The 20215-nt window shown below is 53.2% G+C and carries 15 protein-coding genes; 9 read left to right on the top strand and 6 right to left on the bottom strand.

Annotated elements, in window-relative coordinates:
- The first annotated feature begins 381 nt into the window (after nt 1-381).
- Nucleotides 382-1590 carry an acyltransferase family protein gene (locus ACFPMF_RS17200; protein ID WP_379847516.1) on the top strand — a complete coding sequence of 403 codons (1209 nt, stop codon included), beginning with the start codon at nt 382-384 and terminating at the stop codon, nt 1588-1590.
- A 16-nt stretch (nt 1591-1606) separates the two neighbouring features.
- On the opposite strand, the gene ACFPMF_RS17195 is transcribed toward ACFPMF_RS17200, so the two are convergent.
- From ACFPMF_RS17195 to fdhD, 3 genes are all read right to left on the bottom strand, one after another.
- Nucleotides 1607-2293 (bottom strand): SDR family NAD(P)-dependent oxidoreductase, encoded by a 687-nt coding sequence (locus ACFPMF_RS17195; RefSeq protein WP_379847514.1) that lies wholly within the window; start codon nt 2291-2293, stop codon nt 1607-1609.
- A gap of 54 nt (nt 2294-2347) precedes the next feature.
- Nucleotides 2348-4630: an FdhF/YdeP family oxidoreductase gene (locus ACFPMF_RS17190; protein ID WP_379847512.1), complete on the bottom strand. Its 2283-nt coding sequence runs from the start codon at nt 4628-4630 to the stop codon at nt 2348-2350.
- Nucleotides 4631-4822: 192 nt separating this feature from the next.
- On the bottom strand, nt 4823-5662 hold the full coding sequence (gene fdhD / locus ACFPMF_RS17185) for a formate dehydrogenase accessory sulfurtransferase FdhD (RefSeq protein WP_379847510.1): 840 nt from the start codon (nt 5660-5662) through the stop codon (nt 4823-4825).
- 257 nt (nt 5663-5919) lie between these two features.
- Here fdhD and ACFPMF_RS17180 point away from each other — a divergent pair, with 257 nt between their 5' ends.
- From ACFPMF_RS17180 to ACFPMF_RS17150, 7 genes are all read left to right on the top strand, one after another.
- Entirely contained in the window at nt 5920-8055 is a 2136-nt protein-coding gene (locus ACFPMF_RS17180) for a bifunctional aldolase/short-chain dehydrogenase (protein WP_379847508.1), read from the top strand.
- A gap of 103 nt (nt 8056-8158) precedes the next feature.
- Nucleotides 8159-9433 (top strand): sugar isomerase, encoded by a 1275-nt coding sequence (locus tag ACFPMF_RS17175; RefSeq protein WP_379847506.1) that lies wholly within the window; start codon nt 8159-8161, stop codon nt 9431-9433.
- 91 nt (nt 9434-9524) lie between these two features.
- Entirely contained in the window at nt 9525-10922 is a 1398-nt protein-coding gene (locus ACFPMF_RS17170; protein ID WP_379847504.1) for an FGGY-family carbohydrate kinase, read from the top strand.
- A 241-nt stretch (nt 10923-11163) separates the two neighbouring features.
- Entirely contained in the window at nt 11164-11640 is a 477-nt protein-coding gene (locus ACFPMF_RS17165) for a MarR family winged helix-turn-helix transcriptional regulator (protein WP_379847502.1), read from the top strand.
- 79 nt (nt 11641-11719) lie between these two features.
- On the top strand, nt 11720-13051 hold the full coding sequence (locus tag ACFPMF_RS17160) for a TolC family protein (RefSeq protein ID WP_379847500.1): 1332 nt from the start codon (nt 11720-11722) through the stop codon (nt 13049-13051).
- Between the two features lie 17 nt (nt 13052-13068).
- A complete protein-coding gene (locus ACFPMF_RS17155; protein ID WP_379847498.1) occupies nt 13069-14124 on the top strand; it encodes an efflux RND transporter periplasmic adaptor subunit in 1056 nt (351 codons plus the stop codon).
- A 10-nt stretch (nt 14125-14134) separates the two neighbouring features.
- Nucleotides 14135-17254, top strand: a complete 3120-nt coding sequence (locus ACFPMF_RS17150) for an efflux RND transporter permease subunit (protein ID WP_379847496.1) — start codon at nt 14135-14137, stop codon at nt 17252-17254.
- A 92-nt stretch (nt 17255-17346) separates the two neighbouring features.
- Here ACFPMF_RS17150 and ACFPMF_RS17145 read toward each other — a convergent pair whose 3' ends face one another.
- Nucleotides 17347-17778: a DoxX family protein gene (locus tag ACFPMF_RS17145; protein ID WP_379847494.1), complete on the bottom strand. Its 432-nt coding sequence runs from the start codon at nt 17776-17778 to the stop codon at nt 17347-17349.
- Nucleotides 17779-17867: 89 nt separating this feature from the next.
- Here ACFPMF_RS17145 and ACFPMF_RS17140 point away from each other — a divergent pair, with 89 nt between their 5' ends.
- A complete protein-coding gene (locus ACFPMF_RS17140) occupies nt 17868-18734 on the top strand; it encodes a helix-turn-helix domain-containing protein (protein WP_379847492.1) in 867 nt (288 codons plus the stop codon).
- Nucleotides 18735-18776: 42 nt separating this feature from the next.
- Here ACFPMF_RS17140 and ACFPMF_RS17135 read toward each other — a convergent pair whose 3' ends face one another.
- Together ACFPMF_RS17135 and pyrR are read right to left on the bottom strand one after the other, a co-directional pair.
- Nucleotides 18777-19487, bottom strand: coding sequence for a head GIN domain-containing protein (locus ACFPMF_RS17135; protein ID WP_379847490.1), 711 nt, complete (start codon nt 19485-19487; stop codon nt 18777-18779).
- Between the two features lie 186 nt (nt 19488-19673).
- Nucleotides 19674-20213, bottom strand: coding sequence for a bifunctional pyr operon transcriptional regulator/uracil phosphoribosyltransferase PyrR (pyrR, locus tag ACFPMF_RS17130; RefSeq protein WP_379847488.1), 540 nt, complete (start codon nt 20211-20213; stop codon nt 19674-19676).
- Nucleotides 20214-20215: the final 2 nt, after the last annotated feature.

Here is a 20215-nt window from a genome sequence, read left to right as displayed (position 1 = left end):
ACAGGAACCGGCTCTTCCCCTGATGGCCCCTTTGCGCCCTTCCCGGCAATTCTGGCGGTTTGCTACCTGATACAGACCACCCTACGAAAAAATCACGCTCTTATGGTTCCCGTTTATGTCTATTCATTCGACAACTGATGTAAGAACACGTTGATCTATACCCCATTGACGTACAGGCCCCTAACCGATCGCCGTAAAATAGTCAATTGCAGACTGTAATTATCCTAAAAAAAACCGCCTTTTAAATAGCGGGAATGGACATTTGAAAATATACTCAAAAACCGGTTAATAAGAAGATAATCAGTTAGTTATGATTTTATTCTGATTATTTATTAGTTCGTATAAAACCATTCTCTATCCTTTCAGAATACGGCAGCAGCCATGAAAACAGCACCTACGTACCTGACCACCCTGACGCCCTTACGGGGAATTGCCGCCCTGCTGGTCGTGATCTTTCACTCCAACCTGATGCTAGCTCCGTTCATCAATCCCGCCATCACGCTGTTCGTTCAGAACGGCTGGCTATGGGTTGACTTTTTCTTTGTGCTGAGCGGATTTGTCCTGTCCCACGCCTATGGTGCCAATTTTCAGGAAAAAGTTTCGTGGGCGAATTACCGGAAATACCTGCTTGCCCGGTTTGCCCGGGTGTATCCGCTGCATTTTCTAACGCTCTGGGCCGCCGTTGCCGTCATTCTGGTCATCCGGTCAATGGCGGATGGGCTTGCTCCTTTCTTTCAGATCATCTTCGGACTCGACACCATTCCGGCCTGTCTGCTCTTGATACAGTCGCTTCATCTCTACGGCACGGCCCCACTTAATACCCCCTCCTGGTCGCTCAGCACCGAGTGGTGGGTCTACATGATTTTCCCCCTGCTGGTTCACCCCTTTTTCCGGCTGACCGGCCTCGGAAAATGGCTGGTCGCGGTGGTCATTGTGGGTTTGTTTCTGGGATTAATGTATTACATCATTCCGTACTACAGCGCAACGCCCTTTACACAACCGGGCGTCCTGTCTCCCCCGACCATCAATACGCTGACCGATTGGGGGCTGGTCCGGTGCCTGGCGGGCTTCCTGCTCGGTATGTTATTTTACGAATTGTATCGAAGCCAGTGGGCATTTCGCTGGCTCAAAAGGGGTTGGGCATTTTTGGTCTTTTCCATTGGCGTGTGCCTCGCCATGCACTTCGGCATTCATGAATTACTGATTCTGGCGTTTTTCCCCTTCATCATCCTGTCGGCCGCCTACAACGACGATTTTATTAAAAAGACGCTGGAAACCCGCCCCCTGCAACGGCTCGGCGATTGGTCATTTTCCATCTATATGGTCCATATTCCCATTGCCTTTCTACTCATCGTCCTTTTTATTCTGCCGCAAAATCCCAGGATGTTCTCCAGTTTCGAAGCACTTGGCGCTGCGAAAACTCCTCCCGGTTTGCCGCTATGCCTGTTGCTGGTGACCTTAACGCTGGGAGTGTCCGCCCTGACCTATCGTTATGTGGAGGTACCGGCCCGGAATTATATCAATCAGCGGTATGGCCACCGGCGTCCGGGTTTTAGCATTCCGACGGATGGGATTGAACCCGCTTCCTGACCGGCATTACCGGTTTTCAGGCATTGTTGTACACTTTCAGAATCGACTCCCGCAACATTTTCCCCGACCCGAAGGTCACAAAATCAATCAGTTCGGCGATCTCTTCGGGTTTCACCCAACTGGCCGGATCAGCATCCGGCATGGCTTTCCGGTTGGTGGGCGTATCGATGACGCTCGGGACCAATGCCGTTGACACAATATTTTTATCCTTCCCTTCCGCATTGAGCATTTCCGACAACTGAATCACCAGCGATTTAGACAGTGCATAGGCCACCATGTGTTTTCCCGCCGAGGGCGTCAGTGCGGGCCGGGCCCCCACCATAACGAACCGGCCTCCACCGGCCTGTTGGGTCATCTGTTCAAAAACCGGACGGACGACCTGATAGGTCGTCTGGAAATTCAGCCGGAACATCTTTTCGATGGCCGCAAAATCCGTTTCGGCAATTGAACCCATCGCAAAACCGCCGACCAGCAAGATGGCCGCGTCGATGCTACCGTGCTCGTCCGCCACCTTCCGAACCAGCGCCCGGCAACCGGCTTCGTCGGTCAGATCGAGTTCGTGGGTAATCAGATTGGGCTGTGGATCAAGCCGGTGACCGCCCGGTTCGAGGGTGGCGACAACGGTATGTCCATTCTTCAACAGGTTTTGCGTAATGCTGCGGCCCAGGCCTCCGGCCCCGCCGGTCAATAAAACAGTAGACATTCTCGGGTGTGTTATGAATACGGGAAGAATTTCCCTCCCGCTAAAAAAGTTCGCTCAGACCGGTTTTACCGTAATGATAATTGATTTCGAAGTGGGCGTCAAACTTCCTTCGGCAACCCGGTTAATGGGCAGCAGCACGTTCGTTTCCGGAAAATAAGCAGCCGCACACCCGCGTGGAATGTTGTAGGGCACCACCACAAACCGTTCGGCCGTGCGAATTTTGCCCTCGTAGCGGCTCTGCAACCGGACGATCTGCTGCGATTGCAGGCCCCGGCTGGCGATGTCGTCCGGGTGCATGAACACGACCCGCCGTTCGTTATGAATGCCCCGGTACCGGTCGTCGTTACCATATACCGTGGTGTTGAACTGGTCGTGGCTCCGGATGGTCATCAGCAGCAATTCATCGGGCTGGAGTTCGTGCTGTTCGGGTACGTTGATGGAAAAATGAGCCTTGCCATCGTTTGTTCTAAACGTTCGTTCGCGGGGGCCGTTGGGCAAATAAAAACCGCCCGGTTTTCGGACCCGTTCGTTGTAGTGGTCAAAACCGGGAATAACGTTTTCGATCAGATCACGGATGTAGTCGTAATTGCCAATCAGTTTGTCCCAGTCGATACCGGTTTCCCGGTTGCGAAAAACCGCTTTGGCTAAACCGGCAACGATGGCCGGCTCGCTTTTCAGGTGCCGCGAAACCGGCTCCAGCCGACCGTGCGATGGCTGCACAACGCCCGTGGTGGCCTCGGTCGTCACAAACTGGTCGCCCGACGCCTGCGTGTCGCGGTCTGAGCGGGCCAGGCAGGGCAGAATCAGGGCGGTTTCGCCGTGCACCAGATGACTGCGGTTGAGTTTGGTCGAAACCTGTACCGTGAGTTTGCAGTTCCGGAGGGCTTCGGCGGTATAGTCCGTATCCGAAACGGCCATCAGAAAGTTACCGCCCATCCCGAAAAAGACCTTGGCGCTTCCATCGTGCATGGCCTGTACGGCTTCCACGGCACTAAAACCGTGTTGGCGCGGAGGTTCAAAGCCAAAGACGGTTTTCAGCCGGTCCAGAAATTCGGGTTTGGGTCGCTCCCAAATGCCCATCGTGCGGTCGCCCTGCACATTGCTGTGGCCCCGAATGGGGGCCGCTCCTCCCCCCTCAATACCAATACTACCCTTCAGCAACAGCAGGTTAATGACCTCATTAATGGTCTTCACAGAATTCCGGTGCTGCGTCAGCCCCATCGCCCAGCAGATAATGATTTTCTTTTTATGCTTAAGGATGTCAACCGCCTGCTGAACCTGCGCCATCGACAAGCCCGTCTGCGCCACCAGTTCCTCCACGTCATAGGATTCCAGACTGCGGATAAAATCGTCGTAGCCGGACGTATAATTTTTGATAAAATCCGCATCGATCACCCGGCCGGGCGTTTTCTTCTCTTCTTCCAGCAGGAGTTTGCACACCGCTTTCAGGAACGCCAAGTCGGCATTGATCCGGATTTGCAGGTAGAGGTCGGTTAGTTTTTGTCCCCCCAACAGGATATCGCGGGGACTTTGCGGATACTTGAACGCCAGCAACCCCGTCTCCACCAGCGGATTAACGGCAATAAGAGTCGCGCCGTTACGCTTGGCGTGCTCCAGCGGAGTCAGCATCCGGGGCGCATTGGTTCCCGGATTCTGGCCCATGATCATAATGACCTCGGCCTTCTCGATATCCTCGTAAACGATCGACGCCTTACCCAGGCCCAGCGTTTCGGCCAGCGCCACCGAGGTTGATTCGTGGCACATGTTGGAGCAGTCGGGCAGGTTGTTCGTTCCGAATTGCCGCACGAATAACTGGTAGAGGAAAGCCGCTTCGTTGCTGGTCCGGCCGGAGGTATAAAAAACCGCTTCGTCCGGCGAATCCAGCGCATTGAGGTGATCGGCAATGAGTTGAAAGGCTTCCTCCCAACCAATCGGCTCGTAATGGGTCTGCCCTTTCCGAATGATCAGGGGCTGCGTCAGCCGCCCCTGCTGCCCGAGCCAGAAATCATCTTTTTGCCGCAGTTCATCCACCGAATACCGCTGAAACAAAACCGGTGAAGCCGTGTGTTTGGTCATCACTTCATCGGCCACGGCTTTGGCCCCATTTTCGCAATATTCGGCCACGCGGGAGCGATGGTCATCGGGGTCGGGCCAGGCGCAGCTCGGACAGTCGTAACCGTCCTTCTGGTTCAGTTCAATCAGCGCTTTCCAGCCCCGGGCCAGGTCGGTAGTGCGGAAAACGTGCTGAAGCGCCACCGTTACGGCGGTCAGGCCGGCAGCGGTTTCCTTCGGTTTGGTAATTTTCAGGCCCAGTAAGGCGTCGGGGGCGATTTTCATAGCTTCTGTCTACGGGCGAATAACGTACCATCAACGTTTGGAGTCAGTACGCAGTCTTCATACCCGTCCGAAATTGTCAGGTGTAAGGTACTAAAACTCCTTTAATGTCACACAACGACGTAGCAATCAGGCGCCCCAGGTCAGCCCTTGAAACCGGTTATTGCAGCAGATTTCGAGGTCAGCGGATCGGCATCAAACGGTGCGGGAAGCATACGTGAAGGTATACTGGTTGTAGCGGTTATCCCGAACAAAACCGAGCAGCGTCATGCCGGCTTCTTTTGCCAGCTCAACGGCCAGGCTCGAGGGAGCACCGACTGCCGCTAGCAACGGAACGCCAGCCATCCAGGATTTCTGCACCAGTTCGAACGCAACCCGCCCACTGACCAGGACGCCAAACCGGCTCAGGGGCAACCACCCCTGCCAGAAAGCCGCGCCGATGAGCTTGTCCAGCGCATTATGCCGCCCGATATCTTCGCGCACCAGCACCAGTCGCCCGGTTTCGTCAAACAAAGCCGCAGCGTGCAAACCGCCCGTATGCGCAAAGGTCCGTTGGGTTTCCCGCAGTTTATCGGGTAAAGCATGAATCATTTCCGGATCAAACTGAAAGTCGGAAACGATTTGCGTCTGACAGATGGTCTGGATGGCTTCGATGGATGCTTTTCCGCAAATCCCGCAACTGGAAGCCGTATAACTATGGCGTTCCAGCCGCTGCCAGTCAACAACGGCCTCCGGCTGCAATTCCACCCGTAGCACATTGCCTTTTTTGTCGGAATCCGACCCGCAATGGCGGACAGAAACCACCTCCGATGGGTTGGAAAGAATATTTTCGGTGAACAAAAACCCCAGCGCCAATTCTTCGTCGTGGCCCGGCGTCCGCATCGTAACGGCCACCGTTCGTTGCTGACGGTCGTGCGCAGGACCGAAGCCCAGCCGGATTTCCAGCGGTTCTTCAACCGCCAGCAAATCAGCAACGTATTCACTAGCAGAATGTTGACTAATTTTCTGAATAGTTATGGGGGCAACGGATAGCATCGGATTGGGGTTGCTTTCTAGAAGAACTCATTTGGACGAAAAGAGTTCCTGCGGAATGAAATTGCAATTTTCTACCAAAAATTATAGGTTTTGAAGGACAAATATTGATTTTTTAAATAGAAAATAGGACAGTACATGAAAGTAAGGCTGTCAATAGCGCTTATCTTTGGGTATAATTCAGTGAAAACTACTTTTTAGGAAGAAGAGATCATAACTCTGAAGATTCAATCGCGTCGGCGTTCCGACATCAATTCGATATGCTCAGTACGAACAACACACGGCAGGCGAACGAGTTTCGTCATGTAAGTTACTTGTGGGATGAAGCCAAAGCCGCCGAACTGGCCGGTGACGAAGTAGCCCTCCTCATTTATCGTTCCAACCTTTTAGGTGCCGACCTCCGGCTGACCAATTACGGCGGAGGAAACACGTCCTGCAAAACCATGGCGAAAGATCCGCTGACGGGTAACGAAACCGAAGTGATGTGGATCAAAGGGTCCGGGGGCGACCTGGGCACGATGAAGCGCAGTGGGTTGGCCGCTCTGTACGTCGACCGGCTGCGGAGCCTGAAAAATATCTACCGGGGGATCGAATTTGAAGATGAAATGGTCGAACTGTTTAACCATTGCATTTTCGATCTGTCTTCCAAGGCCCCGTCGATCGACACACCCCTGCACGGTTTTCTGCCGTTTGCGCACATTGACCACCTGCACCCGGATGCGGCCATTGCCATTGCGGCAGCCAAAGACGGCAAAAAAATCACGCAGGAGTTGTTCGACGGCACCATCGGCTGGGTCGACTGGCAGCGGCCGGGTTTTGACCTGGGCCTGAAACTGGCCGAGTGTCTGGAGCAGAATCCGGGTATCCGGGGCATCATGCTGGGGTCACATGGTTTGTTTACCTGGGGCGACACGGCTTACGAAAGCTACATTAATACGCTGGAAGTCATCGAACGGTGTGCGGAATACCTGGAAGAAAACTACGGTAAAAACCGTCCGGTTTTTGGCGGTGCCAACTTGCAAAGCATTGACAAGGAAGCGCGTCTGCAACAAGCGGCCACCCTGGCGCCGGTACTGCGCGGTTTCTGCTCAAACCGGACGTCGATGATCGGTCACTTTACGGACGATGAGCGCGTACTGGAGTTTATTAATTCGAATGACCTGGAACGGCTGGCTCCGCTGGGCACTTCCTGCCCCGACCACTTCCTGCGGACCAAGATCAGCCCGCTGGTGCTCGACCTGACACCCGACGAGGACGTAACGAATACCGCAGCCATTCAGGAAAAACTGACACCGGCGTTCGAAGCCTACCGGGCGATGTATGCTGACTATTACGAAACCTGCAAACACCCGAACAGTCCGGCCATTCGTGACAAAAACCCGGTGATTATCCTGTGGCCGGGGGTGGGAATGTTCTCGTTTGCCAAAGACAAGCAAACCGCGCGGGTGGCGGCTGAGTTCTATACGAACGCCATCAACGTGATGAAGGGCGCCGAAGCCATTTCAGAATACACCTCGCTGCCGCGTCAGGAAGCATTTGATATCGAATACTGGCTGCTGGAAGAAGCGAAACTGCAACGGATGCCGAAACCCAAACCGTTATCGGGCAAAATTGCTCTGGTTACCGGCAGTGCGGGCGGTATCGGAAAAGCCATTGCCAAGAAATTTGTGGCCGAAGGAGCCGTTGTCGTTATCAATGATAACGATCCCGAGCGCCTGAAAGGTGCCGATGACGAATTCCGTCAGAGCTACGGTCGGGACACCCATACGGCGGCTACGCTGGATGTAACCAGCGCCGACACCATCAGCAAGGCGTTTGACGCGGCTGCGCTGGCCTTCGGCGGGGTTGATATTGTGGTCAACTGCGCCGGGCTGTCGATCTCGAAACCGATTGAAGAGCATACCGAAAAAGACTGGGATCTGTTGTACGACGTACTGGTGAAAGGTCAGTTCCTGGTGACCCAGAAAGGCGTTGAAATCATGCGGAAGCAAAAGCTGGGCGGTGATGTGATCAACATTGCCAGCAAAAACGGTCTGGTTTCCGGCCCCAACAATGCGGGTTACGGTTCGGCCAAAGCCGCTCAATTGCACCTGAGCCGCCTGAACGCGGCCGAACTCGGCAAAGACCACATTCGTGTCAACGTTGTCAATCCGGATGCGGTGATTTCCGATAGCAAAATCTGGGCGGGTGCCTGGGCGGAGGGCCGTGCCAAAGCCTACGGCGTAACGGTGGAAGAACTGCCCGCTTACTACGCGAAACGGACCTTACTGAATGAAATCATTTTGCCAGACGATATTGCCAATGCGTGTTTCGCGTTTGTGGGCGGTTTGCTGGGCAAATCCACCGGGAACGTCCTGAATGTGGACGGCGGAGTAGCGATGGCGTTTGTGCGATAAATTGATTACGTTGTTCCACAGAGTTGATCAGAGATTATCAGGGTTTATCAGAGAAAACTCCGATCAACTCTGTGGAACAACGCTCTTAAACCCCTAACCTTTCATGCAACTCGAAGCCTATCAGATTGCTGATCATAATAACAAGCTCCAGGAAACACACCAACGGAAGCTGTCGTACTGGACCGGGGAGGTCGCCAACGCCGAGGAGGTGATCCAGAAACTGATTGCTTTCCAGATTGCCATTCCGAGTTGGGCGCTGGGTACGGGCGGCACCCGGTTTGGCCGGTTTCCGGGCGGTGGCGAACCCCGTTCACTGGAGGAAAAAATCGAAGATGTTGGCCTGCTGCATGCTCTGAACAAGTCGAGCGGAGCCATTTCGCTCCATATTCCATGGGATATCCCGAAAGACGGCGAAGCGATCAAAAGCCTGGCGGCCAGCTACGGTTTGCAGTTCGACGCCATGAACTCCAATACGTTCCAGGATCAACCCGACCAGCCCCTGAGCTACAAATTCGGCTCGCTGCAACACGTAGATCGGGCGGTTCGGCAACAGGCGATTGAACACAATATTGATGTCATCAAACACGGCGTCGCCCTGGGCTCCAAGTCGCTGACGGTCTGGTTGTCCGACGGTTCGTGTTTCCCGGGCCAGCTGAACTTCCGGAAAGCGTTTGAACGCACGCTGGACAGTTTACAGGAAATCTACGCGGCTTTGCCCGACGACTGGAAGGTTTTTGTCGAATATAAAGCCTTTGAACCCAATTTTTATTCCATGACCGTCGGCGACTGGGGTTCTTCCCTGTTGTTCGCCAATAAGCTTGGCCCCAAAGCCTATACACTGGTCGATCTGGGCCATCATTTGCCCAATGCCAACATCGAGCAGATCGTTTCGTTGCTGCTGATGGAAGGCAAACTGGGCGGTTTTCACTTCAACGATTCGAAGTACGGCGACGACGACCTGACGGTTGGCAGCATTCGCCCTTACCAGCTTTTCCTGATTTTCAACGAGTTAATTGATGGCATGGACCGCAAAGGGATGAACCACGCGACGGATTTGGGCTGGATGATTGACGCGAGCCACAACGTTAAAGACCCGCTGGAAGATTTGCTGCAATCCGTCGAAGCCATTCAACTGGCCTACGCGCAGGCCCTACTGGTCGATCGTCAGGCGTTGGAAGAGGCACGCGAAGCCAACGACGTGGTGCGGGCACAGGAGATTTTGCAGGAAGCTTTCCGCACGGATGTGCGTCCGCTGGTGGCCGAAGCCCGTCGTCGGGCCGGGGGGGCGCTACAACCGCTTAGCTTATTCCGCCAGCTGGATGTTCGCCAGCAACTCATCAGCGAACGGGGCCTAAAAACCATTGCAACAGGACTTTAAATTAAAGAGCGAAAGAATGAAAGAGTGAAAGAGTGGCTGCCGCGTTAACCTTTCGCTCTTTCGCTCATTCACTCATTCACTCATTTATTCAATGAAAACGCCAGTAATTGCCATTTTTGACATCGGGAAGACGAACAAGAAGCTGTTTCTTTTCAACGAACGGTATGAGATTGTTTGGGAACGATCCGAACCGTTTACCGATACGGTGGATGATGATGGCGATCCCTGCGAAGATCTTTCCCGGCTGACAAACTGGGTGCAAACGTTGTTACGGGAGGTTTTAGAGCTCCCCGAATTTGAGATCAAAGCCCTGAACTTCTCGACGTATGGGGCCAGTTTTGTTCACCTGAGCGAAGAAAGCCGCCCGATTGGCTACCTCTATAATTATCTGAAACCGTATCCGGCGGCCATTCGGAAGAAGTTTTACGACACCTACGGCGACGAAACGACGCTGGCTATGGAAACGGCTTCTCCGGCCCTCGACAGCCTGAACTCCGGCCTGATGCTGTACCGGATCAAGTACGACAAACCGAAGTTATTCCGCAAAATCTGGTATTCACTGCATTTGCCCCAATACCTGAGTTATTTGTTTACCGGCCAGGTACTGACCGACGTGACCAGCATCGGTTGCCATACCATGTTGTGGGACTTCAGCAAAAATCAGTACCATCAGTGGGTCGTTGCCGAAAACCTCGACAAACTGTTTGGGCCTATTTTTACATCCGACAGCGTGTTGAGCGCTATCTGGCTGGATCACCCGCTCAAAGTCGGTGTCGGGCTGCACGATAGCTCGGCCGCCTTGATTCCCTATCTGGCGTCGTTTCAGGAACCATTCGTGCTGATTTCAACCGGCACTTGGTCGATTAGCCTGAACCCGTTCAACACCATTCCGCTGACGGCGGAAGAGTTGCAGTATGATTGTTTGTGCTACATGCACTACCAGGGGCAGCCGATCAAGGCATCGCGCCTGTTTGCCGGGTATGAGCACGAGCAGCAAACCAAACGGCTGGCGGCCCATTTCCAGACGCCCGACAACTACTACAAGCAGGTTGCCTATGACCCGGATACCATTCAGTATCTGCGCGAATCGCGGCCCAATAGCGACAACCGGTTTGAAGGGGTGAAGGCCCCTCCCCTGCAGGAATCCCTCTTCCGGCACCGGGATTTAGCGGTTTTCCGCAACTACGAAGAAGCCTACCACCAACTGATGCTGGACATTGTGGCCCAGCAGTTGATTTCGACCAATCTGGTGCTGGACAACTCGCCGGTGAAGCGGATTTTTGTCGATGGCGGTTTTAGCAAAAACCCGATTTACATGAACCTGCTGGCGGCCGCTTTTCCCCAAACCGAAGTGTTTGCCGCTTCGATGGCGCAGGCGACCGCCCTGGGCTCGGCCCTGGCAATTCACCACCACTGGAACACCAAACCGCTGCCGGGTGATACCATCGAGCTAAAGCATTACGCAACCGCCGGCCGACAGATCGTCTGACGCATCCGTATCGGCCAGAGCAGCCGGTTTTTCGGCGCGATGTAGAAAAGTCCTTTATAACGCCACAGGCGCGAATCCTGCCCGGGTGCCTGCCCTCCCTCCCTAAACTATATCATCCCCACGGACTAGAAATCCGTGGGGATGAACCGTTCATCCCGATTATTGGCCATATCCTCAAAAAACACAAAACTTTTTTCACAAGTACTTGGTTGATATATCAACTTACTATAAGTTTGTGACCATGATTGCGAAAGAAGAAAGTGTCATAAGAGAAAAGATTTTTGGCCAGATGAGTCGGTTCGTGGTGTTTAACATCACCCACGTTTCACACTTATTTGCCAAGAAGACCAATCGTGATTTAGCCAAATCCGGAATCTCTCTCCAATTAGAGCAGCTTCCGGTACTTTTTGTCGTTAGCTATTCGCCCGACGGCTCGCTCTCTCAACAGGATATTGCTAACCTCTTACAAAAGGACAAATCGGGCATTCAACGCTCCATTCGTACTCTGGAACGCGATGGCTACCTCCGTGTAACGCCCGACAGCATTGACCGGCGGAAGAATTTAATTCAAATGACCCCGGCGGGTAAAATGATCATCAACAAGGTAATGGAAACAGCGAAACAATTGGACGACGAAGTAATAAATCAGCTTGAACCAGAAGAAGTTGCTACCCTACTTAAACTATTGCATAAGGTAGCGGGTCTCATAGAATGTTGATTTTTTATTTTACCAAAATAGTTGATATATCTACTATTGATATATCCACAATAAAAGTTTTTCTACGTTTATTACAATTATGAAAAAGTTAGTTGCTCTTGTTGTATCGTTTTCACTTGCGGCTTCGCTGCCCGGGTGGGCGCAGACGAACTGGACGCTGAAAAGCTGCATTGATTATGGTCTACAGCATTTTGGAACCGTGCGTCTTGCGCAGTATCAGTCAGAAACCGCCAATCAGCAGGCCCGGGAGGCACTTAGTTCATACCTGCCACAGGTATCCGGAACGGGAAACTTCACCGACAACCTGAAACTTCAATCGACGTTGTTACCCGCCGGTTTGGGCGGCAGCACCGAGCCTATCCGGGTTGCGCTGGGTTCGAAATACCAGACGAACGTCAATGCGCAGCTTTCTCAACCGATTTACGACAAATCGCTCCTGCTGGGTCTGAAAGCCGCCAAACCGAATCAGCAATTGGCCGAGCTGAATACCCGCCAAACCCGTGAAGACATTATTTATAACATCACGAGCAACTATTATCAGGTGTTTATCGCCCAGCAGCAAATCGCCTTGCTGAAAGATAATATCGAACGAACGCAGCAGGTTCTGAATGTGCTGAAACTGCAACGGGACAACGGGGTGATCCAGCCCGTTGATTACACCCGGACGGAAGTGAACCTCAACAACACGCGTTCGCAGTTGTCACTGGCCGAAAACGATCTGAACCTGTCGCTCAACCGCTTGAAATACCAGATGGGATTACCGCAGGAACAGGCTCTTGTCCTTTCGGATTCGGTGATTATCAAGCAGGTTCCGACGCTGGAACAAACGCAGTTCGACGCCAAAAATCTGGTTTCATACCAACAGAGTGAAACTAGTCTGGCCCTGCAACGCCTGCAACTGCAACGCACCAAAGCAGGCTACCTGCCGACGCTGAACTTCGCAGCCAACTACGGTTCGCTGGTGCTCGCGAATGATTTTACGAAATCGTTCAGCAACTTCATGGGCTTCGGAAGCATTGGGTTACGCTTGAACGTTCCGATTTTTGACGGTTTTCAGCGCGACGCCAAAATTCAGCAGGCGAAGCTGACCGTACTGACGCAGGAAGAACAGCAACGACTGAATACGGCCTCCTACCGCCTTCAGTTTAACAACGCGCAGTCGCAGATTCAGCGGGCTCAGACCAACGTGCAGAACGACGACCGGAATGTGAAACTGGCTCAGGAGGTTTACAACGTCACGACCCTGCAATACAAACAGGGAACCAAGACCCTGACGGACCTGATTAACGCCGACACCTCCTACCAACAGGCCCAATCGAACTATATCAATTCGCTCATCAATTTTTACCAGGCCCAGCTTGATCTTGAGAAATCGCAGGGCTCGTTGTTAAGTTTTTATAATCAACTCTGAGAATACAACCGACTCCCATGAAAAAGACAACCATTATCGTTGTAGTAGCCATTTTAGCCGTTACGTCGCTCATCGGCTTCCGGTTGGCTTCCAACAAAAAGAAGATTGACGAAAAGAACCAGTTGCCGACCAACACCAATACGTCCATTCCGGTAACGGTTACGCAGGTTGAAGAAGGCGAGGTTAATCAGCAGCTTGTTAAAACCGGCAACCTGATTCCGTTCAAGGAAGCCAATATTACGGCCACCACGGCCGGTCGCGTAACGCAGGTCAATTTTGAGCTGGGCTCGCAGGTTCGTCAGGGGGCGGTTCTGGTTCAGCTGGATAACAAGCTGAAAGAACTGTCGCTGGAGGCCACGGAACTGAACATTGACAAGCTGAAGAAAGACGTAACCCGGTATAGCACGCTGCTGGCCGGTAATGCCACGACGGAAATTCAGGTGAACGAAACCAAATACAACTACGAGAGCGCCATCAACCAGGCCGAGCAGATCAAGAAACAGATCCAGGAAGCAAACGTAAAAGCCCCGATCAGCGGCCAGATTGTGAAGAAAGACATCGAACCGGGCGAGTACATTTCTCCGGGTACGGTATTGGGTACGGTCCTGGATGTAAACCGCCTGAAAGTGAACGTACTGGTCAACGAAAGTGACGTTTATCAACTGCGCAAAGGCCAGACGGTCCGTATCACCGCCGATGTTTTTCCGGGAAAAACATTCAGCGGGCAAATCACCTATATTGCTCCGCAGGGAACCGAAGAACATAACTATCCAGTCGAAATCACGCTGGCTAGCGCAGGCGGTCTGAAAGCCGGTACGTTCGTGAATGTCGATTTCTCGCAGAAATCCAACCAGAAAGCCCTGCAAATTCCGCGGATTGCTCTGGTGGAAAGCATCAAGAATCCGTATGTGTATGTTGTAGAAGGCAATGTGGCCAAACAACGCCAGATTAAAGTGGGCCGGGAATTCGGCGATAACATTGAAGTGTTGGAAGGCTTGTCGGCTGGCGACCAGGTGGTGGCTACGGGTCAATTGAACCTGAGCGACGGCAAACCCGTACAAATCACAAAATAAGTAAGAAATTATGTCTGTATCTGAAATAGCCGTCAAACGCCCTCTGCTGGTCCTCACGGTCTTCACCGTGCTGATTCTGTTCGGTGCCCTGAGCTACAAGCAGTTGTCATACAACTTATTGCCAAAATTCGAAGCCAACGTCATCAGCGTAGCGACAACCTACCGGGGTGCTTCGGCCGATGAGGTTGAAACCAACGTAACGAAGCGGATTGAAGACGCTCTGTCGTCGCTCGAAGGACTGGACCGCATGACCTCTACCTCGCAGGAAGGGGCTTCCATTGTGATTGTTCAGTTGAAAAACGGTGTCAGCACCACGCTGGCCCAGCAAGACGCCCAGCGGAAGGTAGAACAGGTGTTGAACCTGCTGCCCGACGAAGCTGATCGCCCGATTATCAACAAATTCTCGACCGACGAAATACCGGTCTTGCGGATGGGGGTCACGGCCAACCTGTCGCCCACGGCCCTGTACGATCTGATCGATGACAACATCAAACCGCAGTTGTCGAACGTAACCGGGGTTGGTCAGGTAAACGTTATCGGTGGAAATGAGCGCGAAATCCAGATCAATGTCAATCAGGATAAACTACGCGCCTACGGCCTATCCATCGGACAGGTGTCGCAGGCCATTGCAGCGGCCAACACCAGCTACCCGGCCGGTCAGCTCGAAACCCGCGAATCCCAGCTCTCGATTCGCTTCGATGCCTCCGTTGAAACCACCAACCGATTGCGTAACCTGATCGTTGCCCGCAAGCCCAACGGCAGCCAGGTATTGCTGAAAGATGTGGCCGAAGTGGTCGACGCCACCACCAAACCGACCGCCATCAACCATATCAACGCCCAGCCGTCGATCGGTTTGCAGATTCAGAAGCAGTCGGACGCCAATGCGGTATCGGTGAGTCAGTTGACGCAGGAGCGGATCAAGCAACTTGAAAAGCAATACAGTAACATCAACCTGAAGTTCAACATTGCCGCCGATCAGTCGATTTACACCCTGGCTTCGGCCGATGCGGTAGTTTTCGATATGGGGTTGGCCATTGTGATCGTATCGGTGGTGATGCTGCTGTTCCTGCACAGCTTCCGGTCGGCCATGTTCGTGCTGGTGGCGCTGCCGTCGTCCATGATTCCGACGTTTGCGCTGATGTATCTGATGGGCTTCTCGCTAAACCTGATGACGCTGATGGCTCTTTCGCTGGTGGTAGGTATTCTGGTCGATGACTCGATTGTGGTCCTGGAAAACATCAACCGTCACCTCGAAATGGGGAAAGACAAGCGGACGGCGGCCCTGGATGGCCGGAGTGAGATCGGCTTTACGGCCCTGGCCATTACGCTGGTCGACGTGGTGGTGTTCGTGCCGCTGGCGATGACCGGCGGTCTGATCGGAAACATTCTCCGGGAATTTGCCCTGGTGGTCGTGTTCTCCACCCTGATGAGTTTGTTGGTGTCGTTTACACTGACGCCGTTGCTGGCATCCCGGTTCGGCAAGGTTGAAATCCTGAGCCGCAATTCGCTCTGGGGCCGTCTGAACCTGGGCTTTGAAAACATGATTACCCGCCTGACCGAAGCCTACGGCCGTATTCTGGCGTGGGTGCTGGGTCATAAACGGTATGTTTTCCTGGGCACAATTGCCCTGCTGGTCGGTTCGATTGCCCTGGTTCCTGCCGGGTTTATCGGGGGCGCGTTCATGCCCCAAAGCGACATGGGTGAGACGGCCGTTACGATCGAACTGGCGCCAACGGCTTCGATTTACCAGACGAATGCCGTCGCCCAGCGTGCGGAAGAGATCATTATGAAACACCCGGAAGTAACCAATGTGTTTACTAATGTCGGTTACACGAGTAATGGATTAGCGACCTCCTCGAACAGCAATATTGCGGACATCAACGTCAAGCTGGTCGATAAAAAACATCGTACCATTTCGACCGAAGAGTTTGGGCAGTTGCTGAAAAAAGAAGTGAGTCAGATTCCGGGGACGAAAGTAACGGTTAGCCCGGTCGGTATAGTCGGTAATGCGCAGGCCCCGATCCAGATTGCGGTAAAAGGAACCAATCTGAAAGATATCCGGGAAGCGGCTGCCACGGTGATGGAGGTAACGAAATCGATACCGGGTACGCAGGACGTGAAGTATTCGGTAAAAGATCCGAAGCCGGAAGTAACCGTCAACCTCGACCGCGAGAAAATGGCGCAACTGGGGATCAATGCTTCCGAAGTAGGCATGGCGCTGCAAAATGCCTTCCGTGGCAACGATCAGTCGAAATTCAAACAGAACGGGAATGAGTACGATATCCTGATCAGTCTCGACAAGTTCGACCGCACGAATGCCGGGGATATCAGCCGCCTGACCTTTGTGAACAACCAGGGGAAAAGCTTCGAACTCTCGCAGTTTGCCCAGGTGCAGGAGCAGATTGGGGAAAGCGTCCTGGAACGGATTGACCGCCTTTCGTCAGTCACGATCAACGCGCAGGTTGTGGGGCGTCCGGTGGGTACGGTAGGAGCCGACATCCAGGCCAAAATGGAGCAGGTTAAATTGCCGGAAGGAGTTTCCATCCAGTACCTGGGTCAATTGCAGCAACAGGGCGAAGCCTTCGGAAGTCTGGGGCTGGCGCTGCTGATCGCTATCCTGCTGGTGTATTTCATTATGGTGGCGCTGTACGAAAGTGTGGTATATCCGTTCGTCGTTCTGTTCTCGATTCCGGTGGCGCTGATTGGAGCCCTGCTGGCGCTGGCGCTGACGATGGAAAGCCTGACGGTATTCTCGATTGTCGGGATGATCATGCTGCTCGGTCTGGTGGCGAAAAACGCCATCCTGATCGTTGACTTTGCCAACCAGCTCAAAGCCGAAGGGCACGATGTGATTCATGCGCTGATCGAAGCCGGTAAAGAACGTCTGCGCCCGATTCTGATGACGACGCTGGCGATGATTCTGGGTATGCTGCCGATCGCCCTGGCGAGTGGTGCCGGTGCCGAAACCAAGAATGGGATGGCCTGGGTCATCATCGGCGGTCTGACGTCTTCGATGCTGCTCACGCTGCTGGTCGTGCCGTCGATGTATCTGGTGGTTGACCGGCTGATGGCCCGCTTCGGTGGCAAAAAAGTAAAACCGAAAAAACCGCAGGAACTGGAAGTCGCGTAAGCGCTGAGGAATGTTCCCTGCTTCTTCTAAAAAGTAGAAAACCGCTCCAATAGGGCGGTTTTCTACTTTTTACGTTTCTACCAAGGCCTACTTCAGACCAGTTCGGCCACTCGTTTCGGACGACCTGATTTCCGGAAAATATGATCCAGCGCCCATTGATTATGCTCCATATTCATAAACATGAATACAAAAAACAGGCAATAAATCATCTGTGACGTAATCCAGTTCCACTCTTCGACGAGATTGGACCCAAAAATTAGCGACAGTAAAAGAAAGGTGGCGCCAATCAAACTGGCTCGGGTAAACAACCCGACGAGCAGCGTCACGCCCAAAACCAGTTCAATGACCGGAACGGCCATACTGTAGGGACGAACCAGAAAATCCGGCAGGATGGTTTTCTCAAACAAGCCCACCATCCAATCGCTAAAGGCCGTCAATTTCGGCAGACGCACGACACCGTGCCCGATAAAACTGGCCGCAACCGTCAGTCGGGCCGTCAGAAATGCGTACGAATAAGCGTTCATTATCACGTTGTTTATGTTCGTCACAAAAGTAGCGGGCTACCAACTCCCAACGCTTGTAAATCCAGCGGGAATGCTTGTACCTTTGGAGGGTGATCAAATGCATTCAACATCAGCTGTTTCAGATTGAGATGTTCAGCGCCAGCCACTGGCCCTTGCCTGAACATAACCACAACCACTACGAACTCACCTTTATCCACCGGGGCCGGGGGCAGCATCGGCTGAACGGGCGCACGCAAGCCTACGAAGCGGGCAACCTATTCCTGCTCCGCCCGTCGGATGTGCATTTTTTTGACATCGAAGACGAAACGGAATTCACCATCGTCAAATTTATCCACGTTTACCTCAAAGGCGCGGGCGATGCGCAGGTCCAAACCGCCTGGAACCGGTACATCGACGGGTTTCTGACCCACGCCATCCAGAAGAATCCGGCCCTTACGGAACCCTGTTTTGACCGGCAAACCATGGATACGCTGATGCGACTAATTGGGCAGGAATGGCAGAAAAACCGGGACCCAGGCAGCGAACTGATTTTCTTCCTGCTTCATTCCGTTTTATCGCTGATCAAAAATCACCTGATTGCCCAACGCCCGGATACCGGGAAGCATCCCGACAAAATCACGGGCCTGCTCAACTACATCCACGAGCACATCTACGAACCGGACCGCATTCAGATTAACGTTCTGGGCGACCACTTCAACCTGTCGCCAACGTACGTGGGGGAATTTTTCAAAGAGAAAACCGGTATTTCCTTGCGGGACTACGTGGCCGATTACCGCCTGAAGCTGATTGAAAACCGACTGCAGCACAGTTCCTTCAGCATCAAGGAAATTGCCGATGAATTGGGGTTTACCGATACGGCCCACCTGACCAAATTCTTCAGCAAACACCGAAAGATCACGCCCAGCTCTTACCGGAAAAATAAACAGCCATCCACGCAAAAGCGCCGGACAGCCTAGCCATCCGGCGCTTTTGTACGCCCTATAAATCTTCCAGGTGATTTAATCCTGACGAACCGTACTGGAACCCGACAGACGGGATTTCAGTTCGGGTGTGCCACGATACCGAACGCTGCTGGCCCCGCTGGCGTTCACATCCAGCCGTTTAGCAACCCGGACGCGGGCCGTGCTGGCCCCCGACAAATCCAGTTCGGCTTCGTCAACCGGATAATCAAACGCTTCCAGTTTACTGGCACCCGACAATTCGCCAAACAGCAGACCGCTGGCTCCTTTCAGGTCGAGGTCCGAGGCACCGGACAGGTCAATGTTGGTCCGGTCGGTGCCCCCATCAAAGCGGGCCCGGGAAGCGCCCGATAAGATGATATCCAGTTCACGCAATCCCTGAAAACCGGTCACGTCCGAACGCGAAGCGCCGGAAAAATCGACGGAACGCAGCGTGGGCATCGTGATCGTAATGGTCATGTCGTACCGGCGGTTGCGGGACCCGTTGCGGTATTTGGCGTGCAGCGTGCCGTTGCTGGTGTAAATATCCAGATCATCGAGATCCCGGCGGTTACCCCGGGCTTTGATGCTGTACTGGCTGCCTCGTTCAACGGTAATGGTAAAAGCGCTGCCCATATCGAGCCGGTCGAAATTGGTCAGGCCGTAGGTGCGGTCGTCTTCTTCGTAGGGACCAATGCGTTCGAAGTCACAGGAAATCAATGACACCAACGCGAGCATCAAAAAAGCGGATAGCAGGGAAGTAAGTTTCATGGCTGTTATAGCGGTTTGAACGGTATTTGTTGTTTTATGCCGCTATGACCCGCTTCGAAAACCGTACCCCTACGCGAACTCGAAAAAAAATTTACCCATGAACCGGCAATCCGGAAATACCTGGAAAAATGTAACCGGCACCGGTTTTCCGGCCAAGGCAAGGCCCCAGGTTAAAAAGAACCGATTCTATTCCATTAGCCAGATTCGGTCGGTTTCGGCCCCCTGCTCGGTCCATTCGACCAGTACTTTCTGCGATTCGAGTGTATTGACCCGTTTGCCGGTATAATCCGGTTTAATGGGCAGATCCCGGTTATACCGCCGGTCGATCAGCACCAGCAGCTCTACCGACTGCGGGCGGCCAAATGCCGTCATCGCATCCAGAGCCGCCCGAACCATACGGCCGGTTGAGATCACGTCGTCAATTAAAATAACCTTCTTATCCTCAATCAGAAACGGAACAAACGTATTGTTGGGCCGCAGCGGCAGCTCGCGCCGACGGAAATCATCCCGGTAAAACGTTGCATCCAAAAAACCCAGTGGAATCTCTTTTTGCAGGGTCTGGTTCAGTTCCGCCACAATCCGTTTGGCAAAATAAATTCCGCGTGGCTGCATGCCGAGCACGACGGTATTGGCAAAATCCTGATGATTCTCAATCAGCTCCTGACACAATCGGCTGATCACAATCTCCAGCAACGGGCTGGCGAGAATAAGGCGTTTCTGATTCATGA

Origin of the sequence: Larkinella bovis (assembly GCF_042655385.1) — a bacterium.
In the GTDB taxonomy this organism is placed as follows: Bacteria; Bacteroidota; Bacteroidia; order Cytophagales; family Spirosomataceae; genus Larkinella; species Larkinella bovis.
This window is presented reverse-complemented; position numbering and strand designations above follow the sequence as displayed.

Coding starts and splice junctions, on each gene's coding strand:
- ACFPMF_RS17155 (WP_379847498.1), top strand. CDS start 13,069: ATGAAAAAGACAACCATTATCGTTGTAGTAGCCATTTTAGCCGTTACG.
- ACFPMF_RS17200 (WP_379847516.1), top strand. CDS start 382: ATGAAAACAGCACCTACGTACCTGACCACCCTGACGCCCTTACGGGGA.
- pyrR (WP_379847488.1), bottom strand. CDS start 20,213: ATGAATCAGAAACGCCTTATTCTCGCCAGCCCGTTGCTGGAGATTGTG.
- ACFPMF_RS17195 (WP_379847514.1), bottom strand. CDS start 2,293: ATGTCTACTGTTTTATTGACCGGCGGGGCCGGAGGCCTGGGCCGCAGC.
- ACFPMF_RS17170 (WP_379847504.1), top strand. CDS start 9,525: ATGAAAACGCCAGTAATTGCCATTTTTGACATCGGGAAGACGAACAAG.
- ACFPMF_RS17190 (WP_379847512.1), bottom strand. CDS start 4,630: ATGAAAATCGCCCCCGACGCCTTACTGGGCCTGAAAATTACCAAACCG.
- ACFPMF_RS17150 (WP_379847496.1), top strand. CDS start 14,135: ATGTCTGTATCTGAAATAGCCGTCAAACGCCCTCTGCTGGTCCTCACG.
- fdhD (WP_379847510.1), bottom strand. CDS start 5,662: ATGCTATCCGTTGCCCCCATAACTATTCAGAAAATTAGTCAACATTCT.
- ACFPMF_RS17180 (WP_379847508.1), top strand. CDS start 5,920: ATGCTCAGTACGAACAACACACGGCAGGCGAACGAGTTTCGTCATGTA.
- ACFPMF_RS17165 (WP_379847502.1), top strand. CDS start 11,164: ATGATTGCGAAAGAAGAAAGTGTCATAAGAGAAAAGATTTTTGGCCAG.
- ACFPMF_RS17135 (WP_379847490.1), bottom strand. CDS start 19,487: ATGAAACTTACTTCCCTGCTATCCGCTTTTTTGATGCTCGCGTTGGTG.
- ACFPMF_RS17160 (WP_379847500.1), top strand. CDS start 11,720: ATGAAAAAGTTAGTTGCTCTTGTTGTATCGTTTTCACTTGCGGCTTCG.
- ACFPMF_RS17175 (WP_379847506.1), top strand. CDS start 8,159: ATGCAACTCGAAGCCTATCAGATTGCTGATCATAATAACAAGCTCCAG.
- ACFPMF_RS17145 (WP_379847494.1), bottom strand. CDS start 17,778: ATGAACGCTTATTCGTACGCATTTCTGACGGCCCGACTGACGGTTGCG.